General features: G+C 64.8%; 20 protein-coding genes. 17 read left to right on the top strand and 3 right to left on the bottom strand.

Going from position 1 to position 21733, the window contains the following annotated elements:
• Window positions 1-36 precede the first annotated feature (36 nt).
• From AC1RR3_RS16905 to boxB, 4 genes are all read left to right on the top strand, one after another.
• Window positions 37-852 (top strand): alpha/beta fold hydrolase, encoded by an 816-nt coding sequence (locus tag AC1RR3_RS16905; protein WP_492824252.1) that lies wholly within the window; start codon window positions 37-39, stop codon window positions 850-852.
• Between the two features lie 18 nt (window positions 853-870).
• Entirely contained in the window at window positions 871-1398 is a 528-nt protein-coding gene (locus tag AC1RR3_RS16900; protein ID WP_492824251.1) for a DUF309 domain-containing protein, read from the top strand.
• Window positions 1399-1506: 108 nt separating this feature from the next.
• Complete coding sequence (gene boxC, locus AC1RR3_RS16895; RefSeq protein ID WP_492824250.1) at window positions 1507-3195, top strand: 2,3-epoxybenzoyl-CoA dihydrolase; 1689 nt, start codon at window positions 1507-1509, stop codon at window positions 3193-3195.
• A gap of 135 nt (window positions 3196-3330) precedes the next feature.
• A complete protein-coding gene (boxB, locus tag AC1RR3_RS16890; protein WP_492824249.1) occupies window positions 3331-4782 on the top strand; it encodes a benzoyl-CoA 2,3-epoxidase subunit BoxB in 1452 nt (483 codons plus the stop codon).
• Between the two features lie 184 nt (window positions 4783-4966).
• Here boxB and AC1RR3_RS16885 read toward each other — a convergent pair whose 3' ends face one another.
• On the bottom strand, window positions 4967-5767 hold the full coding sequence (locus AC1RR3_RS16885) for an SDR family oxidoreductase (RefSeq protein WP_492824248.1): 801 nt from the start codon (window positions 5765-5767) through the stop codon (window positions 4967-4969).
• 127 nt (window positions 5768-5894) lie between these two features.
• Complete coding sequence (locus AC1RR3_RS16880) at window positions 5895-6953, bottom strand: polysaccharide deacetylase family protein (protein ID WP_492824247.1); 1059 nt, start codon at window positions 6951-6953, stop codon at window positions 5895-5897.
• A 166-nt stretch (window positions 6954-7119) separates the two neighbouring features.
• On the opposite strand from AC1RR3_RS16880, the gene AC1RR3_RS16875 reads away from it, so the two are divergent.
• The 10 genes from AC1RR3_RS16875 to phoB all read left to right on the top strand — a co-directional run bounded on the left by AC1RR3_RS16875 (window position 7120) and on the right by phoB (window position 17113).
• Window positions 7120-8514, top strand: a complete 1395-nt coding sequence (locus tag AC1RR3_RS16875) for an OmpA family protein (RefSeq protein WP_492824246.1) — start codon at window positions 7120-7122, stop codon at window positions 8512-8514.
• 2 nt (window positions 8515-8516) lie between these two features.
• On the top strand, window positions 8517-8819 hold the full coding sequence (locus tag AC1RR3_RS16870; RefSeq protein ID WP_492824245.1) for a hypothetical protein: 303 nt from the start codon (window positions 8517-8519) through the stop codon (window positions 8817-8819).
• A 449-nt stretch (window positions 8820-9268) separates the two neighbouring features.
• Entirely contained in the window at window positions 9269-10324 is a 1056-nt protein-coding gene (locus AC1RR3_RS16865) for a lysylphosphatidylglycerol synthase domain-containing protein (protein WP_492824244.1), read from the top strand.
• Window positions 10325-10399: 75 nt separating this feature from the next.
• The gene (locus AC1RR3_RS16860; protein WP_492824243.1) at window positions 10400-11698 is read left to right on the top strand and encodes an ATP-binding protein; all 1299 of its coding nucleotides are present in this window, start codon (window positions 10400-10402) and stop codon (window positions 11696-11698) included.
• Between the two features lie 144 nt (window positions 11699-11842).
• A complete protein-coding gene (pstS, locus tag AC1RR3_RS16855; protein WP_492824242.1) occupies window positions 11843-12856 on the top strand; it encodes a phosphate ABC transporter substrate-binding protein PstS in 1014 nt (337 codons plus the stop codon).
• Between the two features lie 141 nt (window positions 12857-12997).
• Window positions 12998-13987 (top strand): phosphate ABC transporter permease subunit PstC, encoded by a 990-nt coding sequence (gene pstC, locus AC1RR3_RS16850; protein WP_279691399.1) that lies wholly within the window; start codon window positions 12998-13000, stop codon window positions 13985-13987.
• Window positions 13988-13991: 4 nt separating this feature from the next.
• A complete protein-coding gene (gene pstA, locus AC1RR3_RS16845) occupies window positions 13992-14837 on the top strand; it encodes a phosphate ABC transporter permease PstA (protein WP_492824241.1) in 846 nt (281 codons plus the stop codon).
• Window positions 14834-15655 carry a phosphate ABC transporter ATP-binding protein PstB gene (pstB, locus tag AC1RR3_RS16840; protein WP_492824240.1) on the top strand — a complete coding sequence of 274 codons (822 nt, stop codon included), beginning with the start codon at window positions 14834-14836 and terminating at the stop codon, window positions 15653-15655. The genes pstA and pstB overlap by 4 nt, the downstream gene beginning before the upstream one ends.
• Before the next feature lie 11 nt (window positions 15656-15666).
• Window positions 15667-16383, top strand: a complete 717-nt coding sequence (phoU, locus tag AC1RR3_RS16835) for a phosphate signaling complex protein PhoU (RefSeq protein ID WP_492824239.1) — start codon at window positions 15667-15669, stop codon at window positions 16381-16383.
• Window positions 16384-16405: 22 nt separating this feature from the next.
• A complete protein-coding gene (gene phoB, locus AC1RR3_RS16830; RefSeq protein ID WP_008143479.1) occupies window positions 16406-17113 on the top strand; it encodes a phosphate regulon transcriptional regulator PhoB in 708 nt (235 codons plus the stop codon).
• 122 nt (window positions 17114-17235) lie between these two features.
• On the opposite strand, the gene AC1RR3_RS16825 is transcribed toward phoB, so the two are convergent.
• The gene (locus tag AC1RR3_RS16825; protein ID WP_492824238.1) at window positions 17236-17748 is read right to left on the bottom strand and encodes a GcrA family cell cycle regulator; all 513 of its coding nucleotides are present in this window, start codon (window positions 17746-17748) and stop codon (window positions 17236-17238) included.
• A gap of 454 nt (window positions 17749-18202) precedes the next feature.
• Here AC1RR3_RS16825 and AC1RR3_RS16820 point away from each other — a divergent pair, with 454 nt between their 5' ends.
• From AC1RR3_RS16820 to AC1RR3_RS16810, 3 genes are all read left to right on the top strand, one after another.
• Complete coding sequence (locus tag AC1RR3_RS16820) at window positions 18203-19411, top strand: aspartate aminotransferase family protein (protein ID WP_492824237.1); 1209 nt, start codon at window positions 18203-18205, stop codon at window positions 19409-19411.
• Window positions 19411-20334 carry an ornithine carbamoyltransferase gene (gene argF / locus AC1RR3_RS16815; RefSeq protein ID WP_492824236.1) on the top strand — a complete coding sequence of 308 codons (924 nt, stop codon included), beginning with the start codon at window positions 19411-19413 and terminating at the stop codon, window positions 20332-20334. The genes AC1RR3_RS16820 and argF overlap by 1 nt, the downstream gene beginning before the upstream one ends.
• A 169-nt stretch (window positions 20335-20503) precedes the next feature.
• Window positions 20504-21523 carry an Hsp33 family molecular chaperone gene (locus AC1RR3_RS16810; protein WP_492824235.1) on the top strand — a complete coding sequence of 340 codons (1020 nt, stop codon included), beginning with the start codon at window positions 20504-20506 and terminating at the stop codon, window positions 21521-21523.
• Window positions 21524-21733: the final 210 nt, after the last annotated feature.

The following is a 21733-nucleotide window of genomic DNA, read 5'->3' as shown; positions in this document are numbered from 1 at the left end:
AGCCCGGGCATGACGAATGGAGAGAATGGTACGATCATGACCCTCACCCCCACCGGCTTCCTCACGATCGGCGGCGCCAGCCTCGAATACAAATGGCTCGCGCCGCAATCCGCCGACGCCCCGACCATTGTCATGCTCCACGAAGGCCTCGGCTGTGTCGGCTTGTGGGGCGATGTCCCCGAGAAGCTGCAGCAGGCCACCGGCGCCGGCATCTTCACCTATTCGCGTGCAGGCTACGGCCAGTCGAGCCCGGTCGCGCTGCCGCGGCCGCTCGATTACATGCAGCGCGAGGCACTCGACGTGCTGCCGAAGCTGCTCGATATGATCGGCTTCAAGCGCGGCCTGCTGCTCGGCCATTCCGACGGCGCCTCGATCGCGACGATCTATGCCGGGACGCATCAGGATCACCGGCTGCAAGGCCTCGTGCTGATCGCGCCGCATTTCATCGTCGAGGACATCTCGGTGACGTCCATCGCCGCGATCAAGACCGCCTTCGAGACCACCGATCTCAAGGCCAAGCTGGCGCGCTGGCACAAGGACGTCGACAACGCCTTCCACGGCTGGAACGGCGCCTGGCTCGACCCGAAATTCCGCGACTGGGACATCTCGGAATATCTGGCCTATGTCCGCGTCCCCATCCTGGTCGTGCAGGGCGAGGATGACCAATATGGGACATTGCGACAGGTCGAAATTGCGCAGGAAGAGTGCTACTGTCCGGTAGATTTAAAAATGATTTCAGACGCGGGCCATTCCCCGCATCGTGAAGCGCCGGGGGCGACGCTTGACGCAATTGAGCAATTTGCAAAAGCGGCCCTGCGCGACGATCAGGGACTCCAGGGACGCGCCGCATGATCATGTGGAGGCACATCCATGAATGTGCCGTCACATGCGAGCGGCCAATTGCCGTGGCCGCAATGGGCCTATGTGCCGGGCGAGGCCGCCGGGCTGGATGCCGACTACGTCACGCTCGACATGGCCAAGGCGCTGGTGCCCTCGGCCTTTCGCGGCCACGTGCCGGCGCGCCATCCCGCATTGCGCTACGGGCTCGCGCTCAACGACCGCGGCTATTTCTGGGAAGCGCAGGAGGTGCTGGAGGCGGTGTGGGCTGCAGCGCCGCAAAACGGCCGCGAGCGCATCCTGCTGCGCGCCTGCATCTTTGTCGCCAGCGCGAATTTACGGCTGCGCATGCAGAGGTCGCATTCGGCCGCGCGGCTGTTCGGCGAGGCGCTGGCGGAGCTGCGGGTGCTGAGTGCTCGCAAGGCGGCTGCGGGCGGCGACGGCTTTGTCGAGAGTTTTCCGATTCCTGCGCTGACGGCTTTGCTCCAGGCCAAGCTCGGCCGTCCCCAGCTCTCCAAGGCCGATTGGATCGCGCTCGGCTCTATCGTGCGCTCCCCATAGTTGCCATGAAACAAAGTGCATGTATTGACCTTTAAGGACTAGACGCGCTCTAAAATATGCACTATTGTGCATCTAACGGTAAAACCAAAACGAACCCAAGGGTGGCCCATGGCCGGGGAAGATCGGCGCCTCGCAGGCGGCGCGACATTCATCGATTTCCAGACTGAACCGTCCCGCTACAAGCATTGGAAGCTGGCGGTCGACGGCGACGTCGCGACGCTGACCATGGATGTCGACGAGAACGGCGGCCTGTTCGAGGGCTATCTGCTCAAGCTGAATTCCTACGATCTCGGCGTCGACATCGAGCTTGCGGACGTGGTCCAGCGCCTGCGCTTCGAGCACCCCGAGGTGAAGGTCGTGGTGATGCGCTCGGCCAAGAACCGCGTGTTCTGCGCCGGCGCCAACATCCGCATGCTCGCGGGCTCCACCCATGCCCACAAGGTGAACTTCTGCAAGTTCACCAACGAGACCCGCAACGGGATGGAAGACTCGTCCGAGAATTCCGGCCAGCGCTTTATCACCGTCGTGAACGGCTCGGCCGCCGGCGGCGGCTATGAGCTGGCGCTTGCGACCGATCACATCATCCTCGCCGACGACGGCGCGTCTGCCGTTGCCTTGCCCGAAGTGCCGCTGCTCGCGGTGCTGCCGGGCACCGGTGGCCTCACCCGCGTCGTCGACAAGCGCAAGGTGCGCCGCGATCACGCCGATTTCTTCTGCACCATCGAGGAAGGCGTGAAGGGCAAGCGCGCCGTGCAGTGGCGCCTCGTCGACGAGATCGCGCCGAATTCGAAGCTGGAAACCAAGGTCGCCGAGCGCGCCAGGGAATTCGCGGGCGCCTCCAAGCGCGCCGGCAGCGGCAAGGGCGTCCCGCTGACCCCGCTCAAGCGCGTCATCGACGAGACCAGCATCCGCTATGGCTTCGTCACCGTCGACATCGATCGCGCGGCCCGCATCGCCACCATCTCGATCAAGGCCCCTGAAGCCGCGCCGCCCGCCGACATCGACGGCATGATGGCGCAGGGTGCCGCGTTCTGGCCGCTGCAGGTCGCCCGTGAGCTCGACGATGCCATCCTGCACTTACGCATCAACGAGCTCGAGATCGCCATGCTGGTGTTCAAGAGCCACGGCGACCGCGCCCATGTGCTCGCTTGCGACGCCTTCCTCGAGGCCAACAAGGCGCACTGGCTGGTCAACGAGATCAGGCATTACTGGAAGCGCGTGCTCAAGCGCATCGACGTCACCTCGCGCACGCTGGTGACGCTGGTCGAGCCCGGCTCCTGCTTTGCCGGCACGCTCGCCGAGCTCGTGTTCGCCGCCGACCGCTCCTACATGCTGATCGGCACGCGCCAGGGCGACAACCGTCCGCCGCCGTCGATCGAGCTCTCCGCGATGAATTTCGGCCCATATCCGATGAGCCACGGCCTGACGCGGCTGGAGTCGCGTTTCCAGGCCGATCCGGCCGATGTTGAACGCGCGGAGACCACCCTCGGTACCAGCCTCGATGCCGAGCAGGCGGAAGAGCTTGGCCTCGTCACCTTCGCGCTCGATGACATCGACTGGGATGATGAAGTTCGCGTGTTTCTGGAAGAGCGCGCCAGCTTCTCGCCCGACAGCCTCACCGGCATGGAAGCGAGCCTGCGCTTCGTCGGACCCGAGACGATGGAATCGAAAATCTTCTCGCGCCTCACCGCGTGGCAGAACTGGATCTTCCAGCGCCCGAACGCGGTCGGCGAGGAAGGCGCGCTGCGCCGCTACGGCAGCGGCCAGAAGCCGAAATTCGATATGACGCGGGTTTAGCTACCAGTGTCCTGGGCGCACTGCGGCACGGAGTGCCGCTGCGCAGAACCGGGACCCACAGGGACCGAACAATGGGTCCCGGCTCAGCAGTGCAGCACTGCATCCGGGACAAGAGATCGCAAGGAGAGCACGGCCATGAACATGAACATCATGAACGTCGACTACTCGACCAAGATTCCGAACAACGTGAACCTCGCTGAAGACCGCCAGGTGCTCAAGGCGCTGGAGGGCTGGCATCCCGGCTATATGGACTGGTGGAGCGACATGGGGCCGGAAGGCTTTCAGGAGTCGCTGGTGTATCTGCGCACCGCCTACTCGGTCGATCCGCGCGGCTGGGCCAAGTTCGACTATGTCCGCATGCCCGACTATCGCTGGGGCATTCTCCTTGCTCCCCAGGAAGAAAACCGCGTCGTTCCCTTCGGCGAGCATTTTGGCGAGCCTGCCTGGCAGGAAGTCCCGGGCGAATATCGCGCCATGCTGCGCCGCCTGATCGTGATCCAGGGCGACACCGAGCCCGCCTCCGTCGAGCAGCAGCGCCATCTCGGCAAGACCGCGCCCTCGCTCTACGACATGCGCAATCTGTTCCAGGTCAACGTCGAGGAAGGCCGCCATCTCTGGGCGATGGTCTACCTGCTCCAGAAATACTTTGGCCGCGACGGTCGTGAAGAGGCCGACGATCTGCTGCGCCGCCGCTCGGGCGATGCCGATGCGCCGCGCATGCTCGGTGCCTTCAACGAGGCGACGCCGGACTGGCTGTCCTTCTTCATGTTCACCTACTTCACCGACCGCGACGGCAAGATGCAGCTGCACAGCCTCGCGCAGTCGGGCTTCGATCCGCTCTCGCGCACCTGCCGCTTCATGCTGACGGAAGAGGCGCATCACATGTTCGTCGGCGAGACCGGCATCACCCGCGTCGTGCAGCGCACCTGCGATGCGATGCGCGAAGCCGGTATCACCGATCCCACCGATATCGCCAAGGTCCGCGCGCTCGGCGTGATCGATCTTCCGACCATCCAGAAGAAGCTGAACCTGCACTACACGCTGTCGCTGGATCTGTTCGGCTCGGAAGTCTCGACCAACGCGGCCAACGCCTTCAACACCGGTATCAAGGGCCGCTATCACGAAACCCAGATCGACGACGACCACCAGCTCAAGAACGCCACCTATCCGGTGCTCAAGTTCATCGACGGCGAGATCAAGCTGGTGGACGAGCCGGCGCTGACCGCGCTCAACATGCGCCTGCGCGACGATTACAGCCAGGACTGCGTCAAGGGCATGCTGCGCTGGAACAAGGTGATCTCGACCGCGGGCTACGACTTCCAGCTCAAGCTGCCCAACGTCGCCTTCCATCGCCACATCGGCGAGTTCAAGGACATCCACGCCACGCCCGACGGCATTTTGATCGACGATGCGACCTGGGCCAAGCGCAAGGACGAATGGCTGCCGTCGACCGCGGACGGCGACTTCATCACCTCCTTGATGCAGCCCGTCACCGAGACCGGCAAGTTCGCCTCCTGGATCTCGCCGCCGAAAGTCGGCATCGACAACAAGCCCGGCGATTTCGAGTACGTGAAGATCGAGTCGTAGCGGCTGCCAGCGAGGCGCAACGGCCGCGCCGCCACAAATGGTGTCATCACCCGCGAAAGCGGGTGATCCAGTATTCCAGAGACATTTGAGATAAATCGAGACGCCGCGGCGTACTGGATGCCCCGGTCGAGCCGGGGCATGACTGCTGAGTGTGAGACGAGAGCGCCGCCTTAAACCGCGTAGCCTAACCTGCAATCTCCAGCCCGGCATTCGCATACACCACGCCGCCATCCACCGCGATGGTGTTGCCGACCACGTAATCGCCCGCACGCGAGGCGAGATAGATCGCTACGCCTGCCATGTCTTCATCGGTGCCGATCCGGCGCGCCGGAATACGCTTGGCGACCTCGTCGGAATGGTCGCGCGCGGCCCGGTTCATGTCGGACTTGAACGCGCCGGGCGCGATCGCGGTGACGTTGATGTTGTCCTTGATCAGCTTCGTCGCCATGCGCCGCGTCAGGTGGATCACGGCGGCCTTGCTGGCGGCGTAGGAATAGGTCTCGCTCGGATTGACGAAGATGCCGTCGACCGAGGCGATGTTGATCACCTTCGCCGGACGTTCCGCGCTTGCCGCCGCGCGCAGCGGCTTCGCCAGCGCCTTCGTCAAAAAGAACAGCGACTTGACGTTGAGGTCCATCACCTTGTCCCAGCCGCTTTCGGGGAATTCGTCGAACTCCGCGCCCCAGGCCGCGCCCGCATTGTTGACGAGGATGTCGAGCTTCGGCTCCAGCTTGATGATTTCGCCAGCCAGCCTGTCGCAGCCTTCTACGGTCGAGATATCGATCGGCAGTGCGATGCACTCGCCGTCATATTGGGCGGAAAGCTCTTTCGCCGTGGCCTCGCAGGGACCTGCCTTGCGCGCGGTGATGTAGACCTTCGCCGCACCGGAGCTGAGGAAGCCCGCCGCGATCATCTTGCCGATGCCGCGCGAACCGCCGGTCACGAGCGCGACGCGGCCTTTGAGCGAGAACAGATCGTTGAACATGGTGCCTCCCTTGGTTTGGCGACGTTTTGAGCGGGGAAGGGAGGGGAGTCAAGGAAGGGGCGGCCATCCTTCGAGACGCGCTCCTTTCGAGCGCTCCTCGAGGGTAAGGTCTGAGTGTGCCGACGGATCAGGCCGCAGCAAACCGGCGAAAGCCGTTCCACATCGCAGTTGCTGCGCCCGAGGTCAGCACCGGCAAGATCCGCGCGTCCTGGTAGTTGCCGTTGAGCGAGACGCGCGGCAGCGCGGTCATGTGGCCGGCGTTTTCGGCGAACAGCATGCCGGGCCGGGTCGTCACCGCGGTCTTGAAGCCGGCGGTCGCGGCAAGGGCGAATTCACGCCCGCCCGCGGCTTCGCGGTCGCCATAGGGATAGGCGAAATGCTGGACATTGCGGCCGAGCGCCTCTTCAATTCGTGCACGGCTGATCGCCATCTCCTGCGCGGCGATCTCCTCGCTCTGCCGCGCGAGATTGCAATGGCTGATGCTATGCGCGCCGATCGTCACCAGCGGATCGGCGGCAAACCGCTTCACCTCGTCCCAGGACAGGCAGAGGCTGCGGCACAGCGCGGCCATGTCGACGTCGTATCGGGCGCAGAGCGCCTCGATCTCGCGCGCCAGGTCGTGCTCGCCCGGCAGCGCGCGCAGCCAGTCGTGCAGGCGGTCGAACGCCGCCTGCTTTGCGGCAGGCGTCGTGGCATCGAGCTGCAGCGCAGAATTGCCGATCTGCACGTCGATCTGCTCCGCCTTGGCGATCACGGCTTCCAGCGCGGTCCACCAGAGACGTCCGGTGCCCTCGGCAAAATCGCTGGCGACATAGACGGCCAGGGGCGCGTCAAATTCGCGCAGAACCGGCAATGCATAGTCCAGATTATCGCGATAGCCGTCGTCGAGAGTGAAGGCGGCGAAGCGGCGCTCGAACCGGCCCTGCACCAGCCGCTCGTGAAGCTCGTCCATGCTGACGATATCGATGTCACGCGAGCGCAGATGGCTGAGCGTGGCGCGGAGGAATTCGGGGGTGACTTCGAGATGCCGGTTCGGCTGGAACGCGCCTTCGCGGGCCGGCCGCACGTGATGCAGCATGAAAATAGCGCCGACGCCCGACAAAAGCGGGCGCAAGAGGTGGTGCGCCCCGCTGAAATAGAGTGCTCCCAGCCCGGCGCGGATGACGTTGTTACGGAGTTGTTTCATGACCGGCTGGCCGACCCCTGGGCATTCCGCCCTCAACTTAGGGTGTGACCCTTGAAGAAAAAGTTATTCCAATTGTCCAGGCCAGGCCTTGGGAGGGCCGCCATTTCCGGTTTGACAGCCTGCCAAGGGTTTGTTTTGTCTCCGGTTCCAGAGTTCAGGTCGTCGAATGCAAAAGCTTTTCAGGTGGGCCGGCAAATGGTGGCCAGGGTTGATCCCCCTGGCCGTCATGTGGGGATTTGCGGCCTGGAATAACACTTTGCCGGTCGAGACCGACCTCTCGGCACGCAGTTCGGCCGCCCTCAAGGACACCGTCCTGGACAAAACCCGGATCGCGGTGGACGGCCGCGACGTCAGCCTGGCCGCGGAGGCTTTTTCCGAGGAGGGCCGCCGCGACGCCGTGGTGGCGGTCGAGATGGTCCCGGGCGTGCGCCTGGTCGACGACCGGACCCGCCTGGTTCCCGAGGCCAAACCCTTCGTCTGGAACGCCGAGCGCGACGTGGTCCGGGTAACGCTGTCAGGCTCCGCGCCCCTGCCCTCGATGAAGGCCCGCCTGACCGAGGCGGCCCGCAAGGAGGTCGGCGGTGTCGAGGTAGCCGATCAGATGGGGCTGGCGCGCGGCGCGCCGCTGCGCTTCGAGGCTGCCGCGATGCTGCTGCTCGACCAGATCGGCAAGCTCAAGGACGGCAAGATCACGATCACAGACACCCAGGTCAACCTGTCGGGCATGGCGCGCGACCTCGGCGGCCGCGAGGCGATTGCCGCCGCGCTGAAAAACCTGCCTGAGGGCTTCACCATCGCCGCCAACGACATCAAGGCGCCGCCTTACATCTTCCAGGCCTACAAGGATCCGGTTGCCGCGACCGTGACGCTGACCGGCTACGTGCCGGACAACAATGTGCATGCGGCGATCGCCACCAGTGCGTCGCGAAAATTCTTCACCGAGAAGGTCGTCGACAATCTCAAGGCCAGCGTCGGCGCGCCCGGCTCCTTCAACACCGCCGTGGTCGCCGCGCTCGGCGCGCTGTCGCGGCTGTCGACCGGCACACTCGTGGTGTCTGACCGCGAGGTGAAGCTGTCGGGCGATGCGCTCTATGAAGGGGCCGCCAACGACATCCGCGCAGGCCTCGGCAAGGACTTTCCCAAGAACTGGCTGTACAAGCCGGAGATCACGGTGAAGCCCGCGGCAGGTCCGGTTGACGGCACCGTGTGCCAGCAATTGTTTTCCGAGCTTCTGAACAAGGGCAAGATCCGCTTCGCGACCAAGCGTGCCGACATCGATCCTGACTCCGCAGGCATTCTCGATCATCTGATCGAGACGGCGCTGCGTTGCCCCACCACCAATATCGAGGTCGCGGGCCATACCGATGCCGACGGCGAGGACTCCTTCAACCAGGCTCTCTCCGAGAAGCGCGCGCAGGCGGTGATCGACTATCTGGTCAAGGCCGGTCTGCCCGCCAGCCGCTTCACCGCAGTCGGCTACGGCGCCACGCAGCCCGTCGCCGGCAACGACACCGACGACGGCAAGGCGCAGAACCGCCGCATCGAATTTCTGGTGAGGTGACGATGCCCTATCTCGTTTCGTTTCATATGGGCTGGCTGATCGGCTCGCTGCTGCTGGGCTTCTGCATGGGCTGGATCTCGGTGGTCCAGCGCGGCAACGGCACCTCGAAAGTCACCGCGCGCTGGCTCGCGGCGTTGGCCGCCGCCCTGGTCGCGGCCTCATTCGCACATGTGGTGCCCGGCCGCTTCGGCTACTGGCTCGACCTCGGCCTCATCATGTTCGCCTGCTATCTCGTCGGCTGTACCATCGGCGCCTGGCTGCGCGACCGGGTGGTCTCGCGCACCGCGCCGCCGGCCGCTCTGTGATGTTGCCACGCAACCTGGCCACCCGGTCAGGTCGTGGCCGGCGCGGCCTTTCGGTTGATCGGAAAATCAGTGCACAACGCGCCTGTTACCCCTCTTTCAACCGGAGGGGGCGCCCCATAGATTGATGTCGGCTTAAGGCGTGACGGAACATTGTGCGGCTGAAATCATCAAAACTTCATGGCGCCTGCGCAGGATTGCCATGGAGATTCGCGTCAGTCTTGCCGCCGAAAGCGCCAAACCGTGCATCAGGAGCCCGCAACCTGCCTAAAACATTGAAGGCACGAGTTTTTGTTCGAATTGGCGAATTCCACTCGGCCGCAAAACGCGCTAGTGGAGGGGCAGGGGGCATGCGCGATGCCGGAGCCGGCGGCGAAGGTTCGTTGAGTGCCTGTGCGTCGTCCGCCTGTTCGCCGGCCACCCTGGCCGTTGAAGCGTTGTTCGAGGTCTAGATGCTGGAAGCCATACGCAGAGCGATGACGTTTCTGCGCCAGAAGCAAATCCTGCATAAGCTTGGAGTTGTGATCAGCGTCGCGGTCATCGGTATCGCTTGCTATGTGCTCTACCACATGCTGCGCGGCATCGACGTCAACGAGGTCCTCGAAGCGATCAAGAGCACCGAGCCGAGCCAGATTGCGATGGCGGCGCTGTTCGTCGCTGCGGGCTATTTCACGCTGACCTTCTACGACTTGTTTGCCGTGCGCGCGATCGGTCACTCCCATGTGCCCTACCGCATCAATGCGCTCGCGGCCTTCACCAGCTATTCGATCGGTCACAATGTCGGCGCCAGCGTCTTCACCGGCGGTGCGGTGCGCTACCGGATCTATTCCGCCTATGGGCTGAACGCGATCGACGTCGCAAAGATCTGCTTCCTCGCCGGCCTGACCTTCTGGCTCGGCAACGCCGCGGTGCTCGGCCTCGGCATCTCCTACCATCCGGAAGCCGCCGCCTCGATCGACATGCTTCCGCCCTGGCTGAACCGCACGCTGGCGCTGATGATCATCGTGGCTTTGGTCGGCTATGTGGTCTGGGTCTGGACCCAGCCCCGGGTGGTCGGCCGCGGTCCCTGGACCGTGGTGCTGCCGGGCGGTCCGCTGACGCTGCTCCAGATCGCGATCGGCATCATCGATCTCGGCTTCTGCGCGCTCGCGATGTATGTGCTGGTTCCGGACGAGCCCAATCTCGGCTTCGTCGTGGTCGCGGTGATCTTCGTCTCGGCCACCCTGCTCGGCTTTGCCAGCCACTCGCCCGGAGGGCTCGGCGTGTTCGACGCCGCCATGCTGGTCGGCCTCTGGCAGATGGACCGGGAGGAGCTCCTCGGCGGCATGCTCCTGTTCCGCGTGCTCTACTATCTGTCCCCCTTCGTCATCTCTGTAATCTTGCTGACGTTTCGCGAAGTTATAATCGGCGCCCGATCGAAGCGTTTGCAGCAGGCGGCGCTCAAGCTCGACCCCGGCCCGGCGCCTGAAGCCGCCTATGTGAGAGAGCGCAGGGATACCGGCGCCTGACCGGTGCCAAGCCTTTAGAACAAGGGCCATAGAACAAGGCCTTTAGACAAAGCCCTCCAGGAGAAGCCCGCCCCGATGGCGATTGACGCCCCTTCTTCTCCCGCCGCGCAGCCCTGGTCCGACCGGTTGCGGCACTCGACGATCATCCTGATCGCCGCGGCGCTGGCGCTGTCGGTGGTGGTCTCGCTCGGCGAATTGTCGGTGCTGCACGCCATTGCCGTGTTCCTCTGCATTGCCGTCGCCGCGCTGATTCCCTGGCGCCTGCATGATGCCGCGGCCTCGCGCGACGATATCAGGCGCATCAACCCGGTCGAGAGCGCTGCGGTGGCCGCAGTCGTCGCCGGCATGCCGGATCCGGCGGTGCTGCTCGACCGCGCCGGCCGCGTCATCCATCTCAATGCCGCAGCCGCCCAGCTTGCGCCGGCGCTGCGCCGGAACGAGCTCGCCCAGTTCGCGCTGCGCTCGCCGGAGATCATCACCGCGCTGCGCGAGTCGATCGCGACCACCGAGCCGCGGCGCGCGACCTATCTCGATCATGTCCCGGTCGATCGCTGGATGGAGCTGATCATCACGCCGGTGCCGGTGCCGACCAGCTTCGGCGGCGCCGACAAGTGCATGCTGATGACCTTTCACGACCAGACGCCGCTGCGCCGGGTCGAGGAGATGCGCGCCGACTTCGTCGCCAATGCCAGCCACGAGCTGCGCACACCGCTGGCCGCGCTGTCGGGTTTCATCGACACGCTGCAGGGCCAGGCCAAGGACGATCCCAAGGCGCGCGAGCGCTTCCTCGGCATCATGCACAACCAGGCCACCCGCATGGCGCGCCTGATCGACGATCTGCTGTCGCTGTCGCGGGTGGAACTGTCGGCCCATGTCCGGCCCGACACCCTGGTGGACCTGTTGCCCATCATCCGCCAGGTCGCCGACGGGCTCGAGCCACTGGCGCGAGAGCGCCAGGTCGAGGTCGAGATCCATCTGCCGGAACCCCCGGTGATGATCGCGGGCGACCGCGAGGAGCTGCTCCGCCTGTTCGAGAATCTGATCGAGAACGCGCTCAAATACGGTGCCTCGGGCGCGCGTGTCATCGTGTCGCTGATCTCGGGCGCCGCCCCTGATGGAACTCAGGAAATCCGGGTCCTGGTCCGGGATTTCGGCCCCGGCATCGCGCCCGAGCACTTGCCGCGGCTGACCGAGCGGTTCTACCGGGTCGATGTCGGCGACAGCCGCTCGCAAGGCGGGACCGGGCTCGGATTATCGCTGGTGAAACATATTCTTAACCGCCATCGCGGGCGGCTTTTGATCGAGAGCGTGCCCAAACAGGGTGCCACTTTTACCGCCTGTTTTCCCCAGGCGAGGGCCCCGGCTTCGATCTGATATTCAAGCGATTTCAATCGCTTGATGGTGTCATCCAGCTGTCACGAAACCTTCGTAAAAGCACAGCCGACTGCTCCTAAAGGGGCGGCACGGGGAGCGCGATCGGGCGCTGATGGCGCTTCGCTCCCCTGTATGGAGACCAGCATGAATTTCATCAAAACGATCGTCGCTGCCGGCTTGGTCGCCGCATCGACGACGGCGGCCTTTGCTGCCGACATCACCGGCGCCGGCGCGACCTTCCCGTTCCCGATCTATTCCAAATGGGCTGACGCCTACAAGAAAGAGACCGGCAACGGTCTGAACTACCAGTCGATCGGTTCCGGCGGCGGCATCAAGCAGATCCAAGCCAAGACCGTGACCTTCGGCGCCAGCGACGCGCCGCTCAAGGCCGAGCAGCTCGAGAAGGACGGCCTCGTCCAGTGGCCGATGGTGATGGGCGCCATCGTTCCGGTCGTCAACATCGAGGGCGTGAAGCCGGGCGAGCTGGTGTTCGACGGCGAGACGCTGGCCAGCATCTATCTCGGCAAGATCACCAAGTGGGATGACGCCGCGATCAAGAAGCTCAATCCGAACGTGAAGCTGCCGTCGGACGCGATCACCGTGGTCCGCCGCTCGGACGGCTCGGGCACCACCTTCAACTTCACCAACTACCTCGCCAAGGCCAGTGCGGACTGGAAGAGCAAGGTCGGTGAGGGCACCGCGGTCGAATGGCCGGTCGGCGTCGGCGCCAAGGGCAACGAGGGCGTGTCGGGCAACATCAGCCAGACCAAGAACTCGATCGGTTACGTCGAGTACGCCTATGCCAAGCAGAACAAGCTGACCTACACCGGTCTCGTCAACAAGGCCGGCAAGCCGGTGCAGCCGACCGTCGAAGCCTTCCAGGCGGCCGCTTCCAACGCCGACTGGGCCAAGGCGCCCGGTTACTACGTCATCCTGACCGACCAGCCCGGCGACAAGTCCTGGCCGATCACGGCGGCGACCTTCATCCTCATGCACAAGGATGCCACCGACAAGGCGGCCTCGCAGGAAGCCATCAAGTTCTTCCGCTGGGCCTTCAAGAACGGCGGCAAGGCGGCTGAAGAGCTCGACTACATCCCGATGCCGGAAGGCGTCGTCGGTCTGGTCGAGAAGACCTGGGCCGCCGAGATCAAGAGCTAAGCGCTCTTGCCCCGGACTGGGCGCCGGGATCTCAAAAGACCTCCGCTCCGGATCGGCATTGCGCCGCATCCGGAGCGCAAGACCAACAACAACACCGACAGCAAGCGTATATAACGGGTACAGGGGATCGGCGTGGCAGAGATGGCCGTTCAGAGCGATGTAATCGACGACGCCGGACCGTATGATCGCGCCAAAGCCTTGAGCGCGTTCAAGCTCGGCGATGTCACCTTCTACTGGATCACGCGGCTCTCCGCGATCTCGGTGCTGCTGATCCTCGGCGGCATCATCATTTCGCTGATCGTCGGCGCTTTCCCGGCGATGAAGGAATACGGCCTCTCCTTCCTGTGGACGCAGCGCTGGGCGCCGTCGGCAGACCCCCCGGTGCTCGGCGCGCTCGGGCCGATGTACGGCACGCTCGTGACCTCCTTCATCGCGATGCTGATCGCCATTCCCGTGGGTCTCGGCATTGCGATCTTCCTGACCGAGCTCTGCCCGCAATGGCTGCGCCGCCCGATCGGCATGGCGATCGAGCTGCTCGCCGGCATTCCCTCGATCATCTACGGCATGTGGGGCTTCTTCGTGCTCGGCCCGTTCCTGGCCAACACCTTCCAGCCCTTCATGATCAAGATCTTCGACGGCGTGCCCGTGCTGGGCGCGATCTTCGCAGGTCCTCCGTCCTATCTCAGCCTGTTCAACGCCGCGCTGATCCTCGCCATCATGGTGCTGCCGTTCATCACCTCGATCTCGGTCGACGTGTTCAAGACGGTGCCGCCGGTGCTGAAGGAAGCCGCCTACGGCGTCGGTTGCACCACCTGGGAGGTCGTCCGCAGCGTGGTGATCCCCTACACCCGCGTCGGGGTCATCGGCGGCGTCATGCTGGCGCTGGGCCGCGCGCTCGGCGAGACCATGGCGGTGACCTTCATCATCGGCAACTCGTTCCGCATCTCGGGGTCGATCTTCGCGCCGGGCACCACGATCTCGGCGGCGATCGCATCCGAGTTCGCCGAAAGCGACGGCCTGCACCAGTCCGGCCTGATCCTGCTCGGCCTCTTGCTGTTCGTGCTGACGTTCTTCGTGCTCGCAGCCGCGCGGCTGATGTTGATGCGGCTGGAAAAGAAGGCGGGGAACTAGCGCCATGAACCCGATCTATTCGCGCCGCCGCCGCAAGGACATCGTCGTTCGCGGGCTCTGCATCGCCGCTGCCGCCTTCGGCGTCACCTGGCTCGCGCTGATCCTGATCACGCTGCTCTACAACGGCCTCGCCGGCCTGAACCTGGAGATCTTCGTTGCGGACACGCCGCCTCCGGGCTCGACCGAAGGCGGCCTGCGCAACGCCATCGTCGGCTCGATCATCATGACCGTGATCGGCGTCGGCATCGGCGCGCCGCTCGGCCTGTTCGCCGGCACCTATCTTGCCGAATACGGCCGCAACGATCGCCTGACCTCGGTGATCCGCTTCATCAACGACATCCTGCTCTCGGCACCCTCGATCATCATCGGCCTGTTCATCTATGGCGCGGTGGTGGTGCCGATGCGCGGATTCTCCGCGATCGCAGGCTCACTCGCGCTCGCGGTCATCGTGATCCCGGTCGTGCTGCGCACCACCGAGGACATGTTGCTGCTGGTGCCGAACGCGCTGCGCGAGGCGGCCTCCGCCCTCGGCCTGCCGCGCTCGCTGGTGATCAAGCGCATCGCCTATCGCGCTGCCCGGTCGGGCCTCATCACCGGCGTGCTGCTCGCAACCGCCCGCGTTGCCGGCGAGACCGCGCCGCTGCTCTTCACCGCGCTGTCGAACCAGTTCTTCAGCCTCGGCCTGAACAAGACGATGGCGAACCTGCCGGTCACCATCAACAACTTCGTCCAGAGCCCCTACGCCTATTGGAAGCAGCTCGCCTGGAGCGGCGCGCTGCTGATCACGATTACCGTGCTTGCCCTGAACATTGGCGCGCGCATCCTTGGCGCCGAGAGGACCGCAAAATGAGTGAGCTTTCTGTATCGATGAGCGCGGCCGGTGGTTTGCCGCAGGCGCCGGTGTTGCCCGACGCCCCGGCCAAGGTGACGGTGCGCAACCTCAACTTCTATTATGGCGAGCACCACGCGCTGAAGAACATCAATCTGGCGCTCGGCACCAACCGAGTCACCGCGTTCATCGGCCCGTCCGGCTGCGGCAAGTCGACCCTGCTGCGCATCTTCAACCGGATGTACGACCTCTATCCCGGCCAGCGCGTCACCGGTCAGCTGATGCTCGACCAGACCAACATCCTCGATCCCAAGCTCGACCTCAACCTGCTGCGCGCCCGCGTCGGCATGGTGTTCCAGAAGCCGACGCCGTTCCCGATGACGATCTACGAGAATATCGCCTTCGGCATCCGCCTCTACGAGAAGATCTCGAAGTCCGAGATGGACGACCGCGTCGAGAAGGCGCTGCGCGGCGGCGCGCTGTGGAACGAGGTCAAGGACAAGCTCAACGCCTCCGGCCTGTCGCTCTCCGGCGGCCAGCAGCAGCGCCTCTGCATCGCCCGCACGGTCGCGGTGCGGCCCGAGGTGATCCTGTTCGACGAGCCCTGCTCGGCGCTCGACCCGATCTCGACCGCCAAGGTCGAGGAGCTGATCCAGGAACTGTCCGAGAACTACACGATCGCGATCGTCACCCACAACATGCAGCAGGCGGCGCGCGTCTCCGACAAGACCGCCTTCATGTATCTCGGCGAGCTGATCGAGTTCGACGACACCAGCAAGATCTTCACGTCGCCGACCGACCGGCGCACGCAGGATTACATCACCGGCCGGTTCGGCTGAGGAGACGGGACATGGGTACTGAACATACCGCAAAGGCCTTCGACACCGACCTCCAGGAGCTCACCCGGCTGGTCGCGGAGATGGGCGGCATCGCCGAGCGCATGATCGTCGATTCCGTCGACGCTTTGATCCGCCGCGACGTCGCGCTCGGCCAGCGCGTCGTCGCCATCGACGTCGAGCTCGACGCGCTGCAGAAGAAGATCGAGGAGCGCGCCGTGCTCACCATCGCGCGCCGCCAGCCGATGGCGGTGGATCTGCGCGAGATCGTCGGCGCCATGCGCGTCGCGACCGATCTGGAGCGCATCGGCGACCTCGCCAAGAACATGGGCAAGCGCGTCGCGGCGCTGGAGACGGATTTCCATCCGCTCAAATTGTTCCGCGGCCTGGAGCACATGACCGATCTCGTGCAGCAGCAGGTCAAGTCGGTGCTGGACGCCTATGCCGCGCATGATCTGCCGGCGGCGATGGCGGTTTGGAAGGGCGACGAGGAAGTCGACGCCATCTGCACCTCGCTGTTCCGCGAGCTCCTCACCTACATGATGGAGGATCCGCGCAACATCTCGTTCTGCATCCACCTGATGTTCTGCGCCAAGAACATCGAGCGGATCGGCGACCACGCCACCAACATCGCCGAGACCGTGTTCTACATGATCGAGGGCCAGGCGATCACCGACAAGCGGCCGAAGGGCGACATGACGACCTTCGCCACCACGGTCCCCAATACCTGAAGACTTAAGGAGCGACGACCTGATGGGCGCACGCATTATGGTGGTTGAGGACGAGGAAGCTCTCACCGAGCTTCTCCGCTACAACCTCGAAGGCGACGGCTATGACGTCGAGACGGTGATGCGTGGCGACGACGCCGACACCCGCCTCAAGGAGCACATTCCCGATCTGATCGTGCTCGACTGGATGTTGCCGGGCCTGTCAGGCATCGAATTGTGCCGGCGGCTTCGCACCCGGCCCGAGACCAAGCAGCTGCCGATCATCATGCTCACGGCGCGCGGCGAGGAGAGCGAGCGGGTGCGGGGTCTTGCGACCGGTGCCGACGACTACATCGTCAAGCCGTTCTCGGTGCCCGAGCTGCTCGCCCGCGTGAAGGGCCTGCTGCGGCGCGCCAGCCCCGAGCGGCTCGCCACCGTGCTCGCCTATGGCGACATCGAGCTCGACCGCGACAAGCGCCGTGTCGCGCGCTCGGGCCGGCCGATCGACCTTGGCCCGACCGAATATCGCCTGCTGGAGTTCTTCCTGGAGCATCCCGGCCGCGTGTTCTCGCGCGAGCAGCTGCTCGACAGCGTCTGGGGCCGCGACATCTATATCGACGAGCGCACCGTCGACGTTCACATCGGCCGTCTGCGCAAGCTGCTCAATCTCGGTCGCGAGCAGGACCCGATCCGCACCGTCCGCGGTGCCGGCTACGCGCTGGATGACCGTTTCGCGAAGGCGGAGCAGACGTAAGGTTTGCTGCAAGCAAGCCAATAAAAAGCGCGCCGGGTGGCGCGCTTTTTTATGTCCGGATCGTCCCGGTCCCCCGTGCGCAATTGCGCATTAGGCCGGAACGATGTCGTTTGGGGCCCAGCTCAGCGCGGACCCGGCTTCGCCGGCGCCCGCCGGCGATCTGCGGCCGGCTGATACGCCACCCGCGAGTGCTGGGCGCAGTAGGGCAGGCCGGAGAGCGCCTTGCCGCCGCAGAAGAAGAAATCCGGGCTCGAGGGGTCGCCGACCGGCCAGTGGCAGGTCGCCTCGTTCAGCTCCAGCAGCGACAGCCGCTGGCTCATCGGCACCACGTTGTCGTAGGTGACCGGTTCAGCCTCGACCTCGACGTCGAAGGCCTGCGCCAGCGCGGTGTTGCCGCGCGAGATCGGGCGGGTCACCCGCATCATATGCTGCGCGGGACGCGCCTTGCGCGGCCGGGGAGCAGCCGATGAGGGGCTCTTGGCGCGGCCGGACAGGCCGAGCCTGTGCACTTTGCCGATCACGGCATTACGGGTCACGTTGCCGAGCTCGGCCGCAATCTGGCTGGCCGACAATCCGGCCTCCCAGAGCTTTTTCAACTGCTCGACGCGATCGTCGGACCAGGTCAAAACCGTCATTGCACCCTTTCCCTCGCCGTGCGGCTGCCATCCTGGCGCCTCGCGGCGAATGCCTAAGCCTTGAAAAACCCGTGCCGTCAGAATCCCTTAAGGCTCGCCGGGCACCGAGAGCCGCCCGAACGTTTACGCCGGTACATGAGGACTTAGAGGATCAGAAACACTGCACGAGATGTCGTATCTGACAAGCCAAACGCTACAATATGGCGTGACTCACGCGCAAGAGTCCGCCGACTCGCTTCCACATGTTCCGTGGCTAAAACCACGTAAATTCGGCACCGCAAGACTACGGATTCAGCGTTTCGCGAGGCTTTCGGGCGGCATTGACACCCGTTCTACCCGGCATAAGATAGTGTCACGTGCCGCCCTTAAAAGGCGGCACGTTTCGTTTTCCGGGCCGGTCAATGGTGCGTTGCGCAATGCACGCTCACACCGTCCTCAACATCAAGTGACCGTCATGACTAACAGCGCTGCGCCGCATTTGCTCCCCGTTTTCGCCAGGTCGGACCTCGGTTTCGAGCGCGGCGAAGGCTGCTGGCTGATTGCGACCAATGGCGATCGCTATCTCGATTTTACCTCCGGCGTCGCCGTGAACGCGCTCGGCCACGCCCATCCGGCGCTGGTCAAGGCGTTGCAGGAGCAGGCGACCAAGCTCTGGCACATGTCGAACCTGTTCCAGAGCCCCGACGGCGAGAAGCTCGCCGCGCGCCTGTGCAATGAGAGTTTTGCGGACTTCGTGTTCTTCTGCAATTCCGGCGCCGAAGCGCTGGAAGGTGTGATCAAGCTGGTCCGCCATCATCACTTCTCCAAGGGACATCCGGAACGTTACCGCATCATCACCTTTGAAGGCGCCTTCCACGGCCGCACGCTGGCAACGCTGGCCGCGACGGGATCTGCAAAATATCTCGAAGGTTTCGGTCCGCCGATGGACGGTTTCGACCAGGTCCCGCATGGCGATATCGAAGCCGTCAAGAAAGCGATCGGTCCGCAGACCGCCGGCATCCTGATCGAGCCGATCCAGGGTGAGGGCGGCGTGCGCTCGGCGACGCCCGCCTTCCTGAGGGCGTTGCGCCAGCTCTGCGACGAGAAGGGCCTGCTGCTCGCATTCGACGAGGTGCAGACCGGCATGGGCCGCACCGGCGATCTGTTCGCGCATCGCCGCACCGGCGTCACGCCTGACGTGATGTCGCTGGCCAAGGCGCTCGGCGGCGGCTTCCCGATCGGCGCGATCCTGGCGACCGCGGACGCGGCTGCCGGCATGGGGCCCGGCTCGCACGGCTCGACCTTCGGCGGCAACCCGCTCGCGATCGCGGCGGCCAACGCCGTGCTCGACGTCATGCTCAAGCCCGGCTTCTTCGACCACGTGCAGAAGATGTCGCTGCTGCTCAAGCAGAAGCTCGCCTCCGTGATCGACCGTTATCCTGACATCGTCAGCGAAGTGCGCGGCGAAGGCCTGCTGATCGGCATCCAGGCCGTCGTGCCCTCAGCCGATCTCGGCGCGGCGCTGTGCAACGAAAAACTGCTCACTGTCGGGGCCGGCGACAATGTCGTGCGCTTCCTGCCGCCATTGATCGTCACCGAAGCCGAGATCGAGGACAGCGTCGGGCGGCTCGAGCGCGCCTGTGCCGCGATCTCGTCCAGCCAGACCAAGCGGGCGGCAAGCTGATGAGCAAGCCCCCGAAGCACTTCCTCGACATCAACGAGCTCCCGTTGTCGGAGCTCAAGAGCATGCTCGACGCCTCCACCGCCATGAAGGCGAAGCAGAAGGCGCATCAGCCGGTCAGGCCGCTCGAAGGCAAGACGCTGGCGATGATCTTCGAGCGCCCCTCGACCCGCACCCGCGTGTCGTTCGACGTCGCCATGCGCCAGCTCGGCGGCGAGCCCATCATGCTCACCGGCGCCGAGATGCAGCTTGGCCGCGGCGAGACCATCGCCGATACCGCGCGCGTGCTGTCGCGCTATGTCGACGCCATCATGATCCGCATCCTCAACCATGATGCGCTGCTCGAGCTTGCGGCCAACGCGACCGTGCCCGTCATCAACGGCCTGACACGACGCTCGCATCCCTGCCAGGTGATGGCCGACCTCATGACCTATCAGGAGCATCGCGGCCCGATCGAGGGCCGGACGGTGGCCTGGACCGGCGACGACAACAACGTTCTCGCCTCCTGGGCGCACGCAGCCGAACGCTTCAAATTCCAGCTCAATGTCGCGACCCCGCCGGAGCTCGCGCCGAAAAAGGCGATGCGCGACTTCATCAAGACGACCGGCGCGCCGATCGTGCTCGGCACCGATCCCGAGGCCGCCGTGAAGGGCGCCGACTGCGTCGTCACCGACACCTGGGTGTCGATGGGCGACAAGGAAGGCGAGCACCGCCACAACGTGCTCAAGCCCTACCAGGTCAATTCGAAGCTGATGTCGCTGGCCAAGCCCGATGCGCTGTTCATGCACTGCCTGCCGGCCCATCGCGGCGAGGAGGTCACCGACGAGGTGATCGACGGTCCGCAATCGGTGGTGTTCGACGAGGCCGAAAACCGGCTGCATGCGCAGAAGGGCATTCTGGCCTGGTGCTTTGACGCGGTGAAGTAGCCTCTACTTGTAGCCCGGATGGAGCGCAGCGAAATCCGGGTTTGTGTCCACGGATGAATTGCCCCGGATTGCGCTGCGCTCCATCCGGGCTACGCAGTCCCTCGTTCCGAGGACGGCGGAATGTGGGGCACCCCTTCCATTTCCCACCTCCGACCCCAGATAATGCGCCATGGTTTCCCAATCTCCTGACATGAAAACCGGGCCCGAAGGCCCGGTTCGCGCGCCATCCGCGGTTCCGATCGACGACGCCGTGCTGCCCTATGAGGTCGACGCGCTCGACGTGCGCGGCCGCCTGGTGCGGCTCGGGCCTGCGCTCGACGACATCCTGACCAAGCACGATTATCCTGCGCCTGTGGGCAAGCTGCTCGGCGAGGCCATCGTGCTGACGACGCTGCTCGGCTCGGCGCTGAAATTCGAGGGCCGCTTCATCCTCCAGGCCCAGACCGACGGTCCGGTGTCGTTCCTGGTGGTGGACTATCAGGCGCCGGATCGCCTGCGCGCCTATGCCCGCTTCGACGCCGCGCGCCTTGGCGATGCCCAAAAATCTGGCATGGACTCCGGCACGCTGCTCGGCCACGGCCATCTCGCCATGACCATCGACCAGGGCCCCGACATGAGCCGCTACCAGGGCCTGGTCGCGCTCGATGGCGGCAGCCTCGAAGACGCCGCCCATGAATACTTCCTGCGCTCCGAGCAGATTCCGACGCGCGTGCGCCTCGCGGTCGGCGAGGAGTGGCGCTCGGACGACGGCGGCAAGCACCGCTGGCGCGCCGGCGGCATGCTGATGCAGTTCCTGCCGAAGGCGCCGGAGCGTGCCCGGCAGGCGGATCTGCATCCCGGCGATGCGCCCGAAGGCATCGAGGTGCACGCCGTCGCCGAAGACGACGCCTGGGTCGAGGCGCGCTCGCTGATCGAGACCGTCGAGGACGTCGAACTGATCGACCCCGAGCTGTCCGGCGAGCGGCTGCTCTACCGTCTCTTCCACGAACGCGGCGTGCGCGTGTTCAATCCGCTGTCTCTCAAGGCGCAATGCTCCTGTTCGCGCGATGCGGTGGGTGCGATGCTGAAGAGCTTCTCGCCGGACGACCGCGCCGCCATGGTCAAGGACGACAAGGTCGTGGTGACCTGCGAGTTCTGTAGCTCGGTGTACCAGTTCACGCCGGACGAGGCGGGCGTCGAGGACGCGTAGACACGGTGCCGTAGCCCGGATGGAGCGCAGCGCAATCCGGCAATCCCTTCGCGGGAAGACTCTGGATTGCTTCGCTGCGCTCGCAAATTGCCCGACGGGCAAAACACCCGCGAGGCCGTCAACCCGCGCGCGTAAAAATATTCCACTTTACCGAAATTCGGAAATGGCGTATGTGTCGCCCATCCCGGCTCATCCTTGAGGGGCGATCGT

The organism is Bradyrhizobium sp. GW821-FHT13H05, from assembly GCF_058804065.1.
Note: the sequence above shows the minus strand (reverse complement) of the source record. Positions and strands in the feature narration are given on the sequence as shown.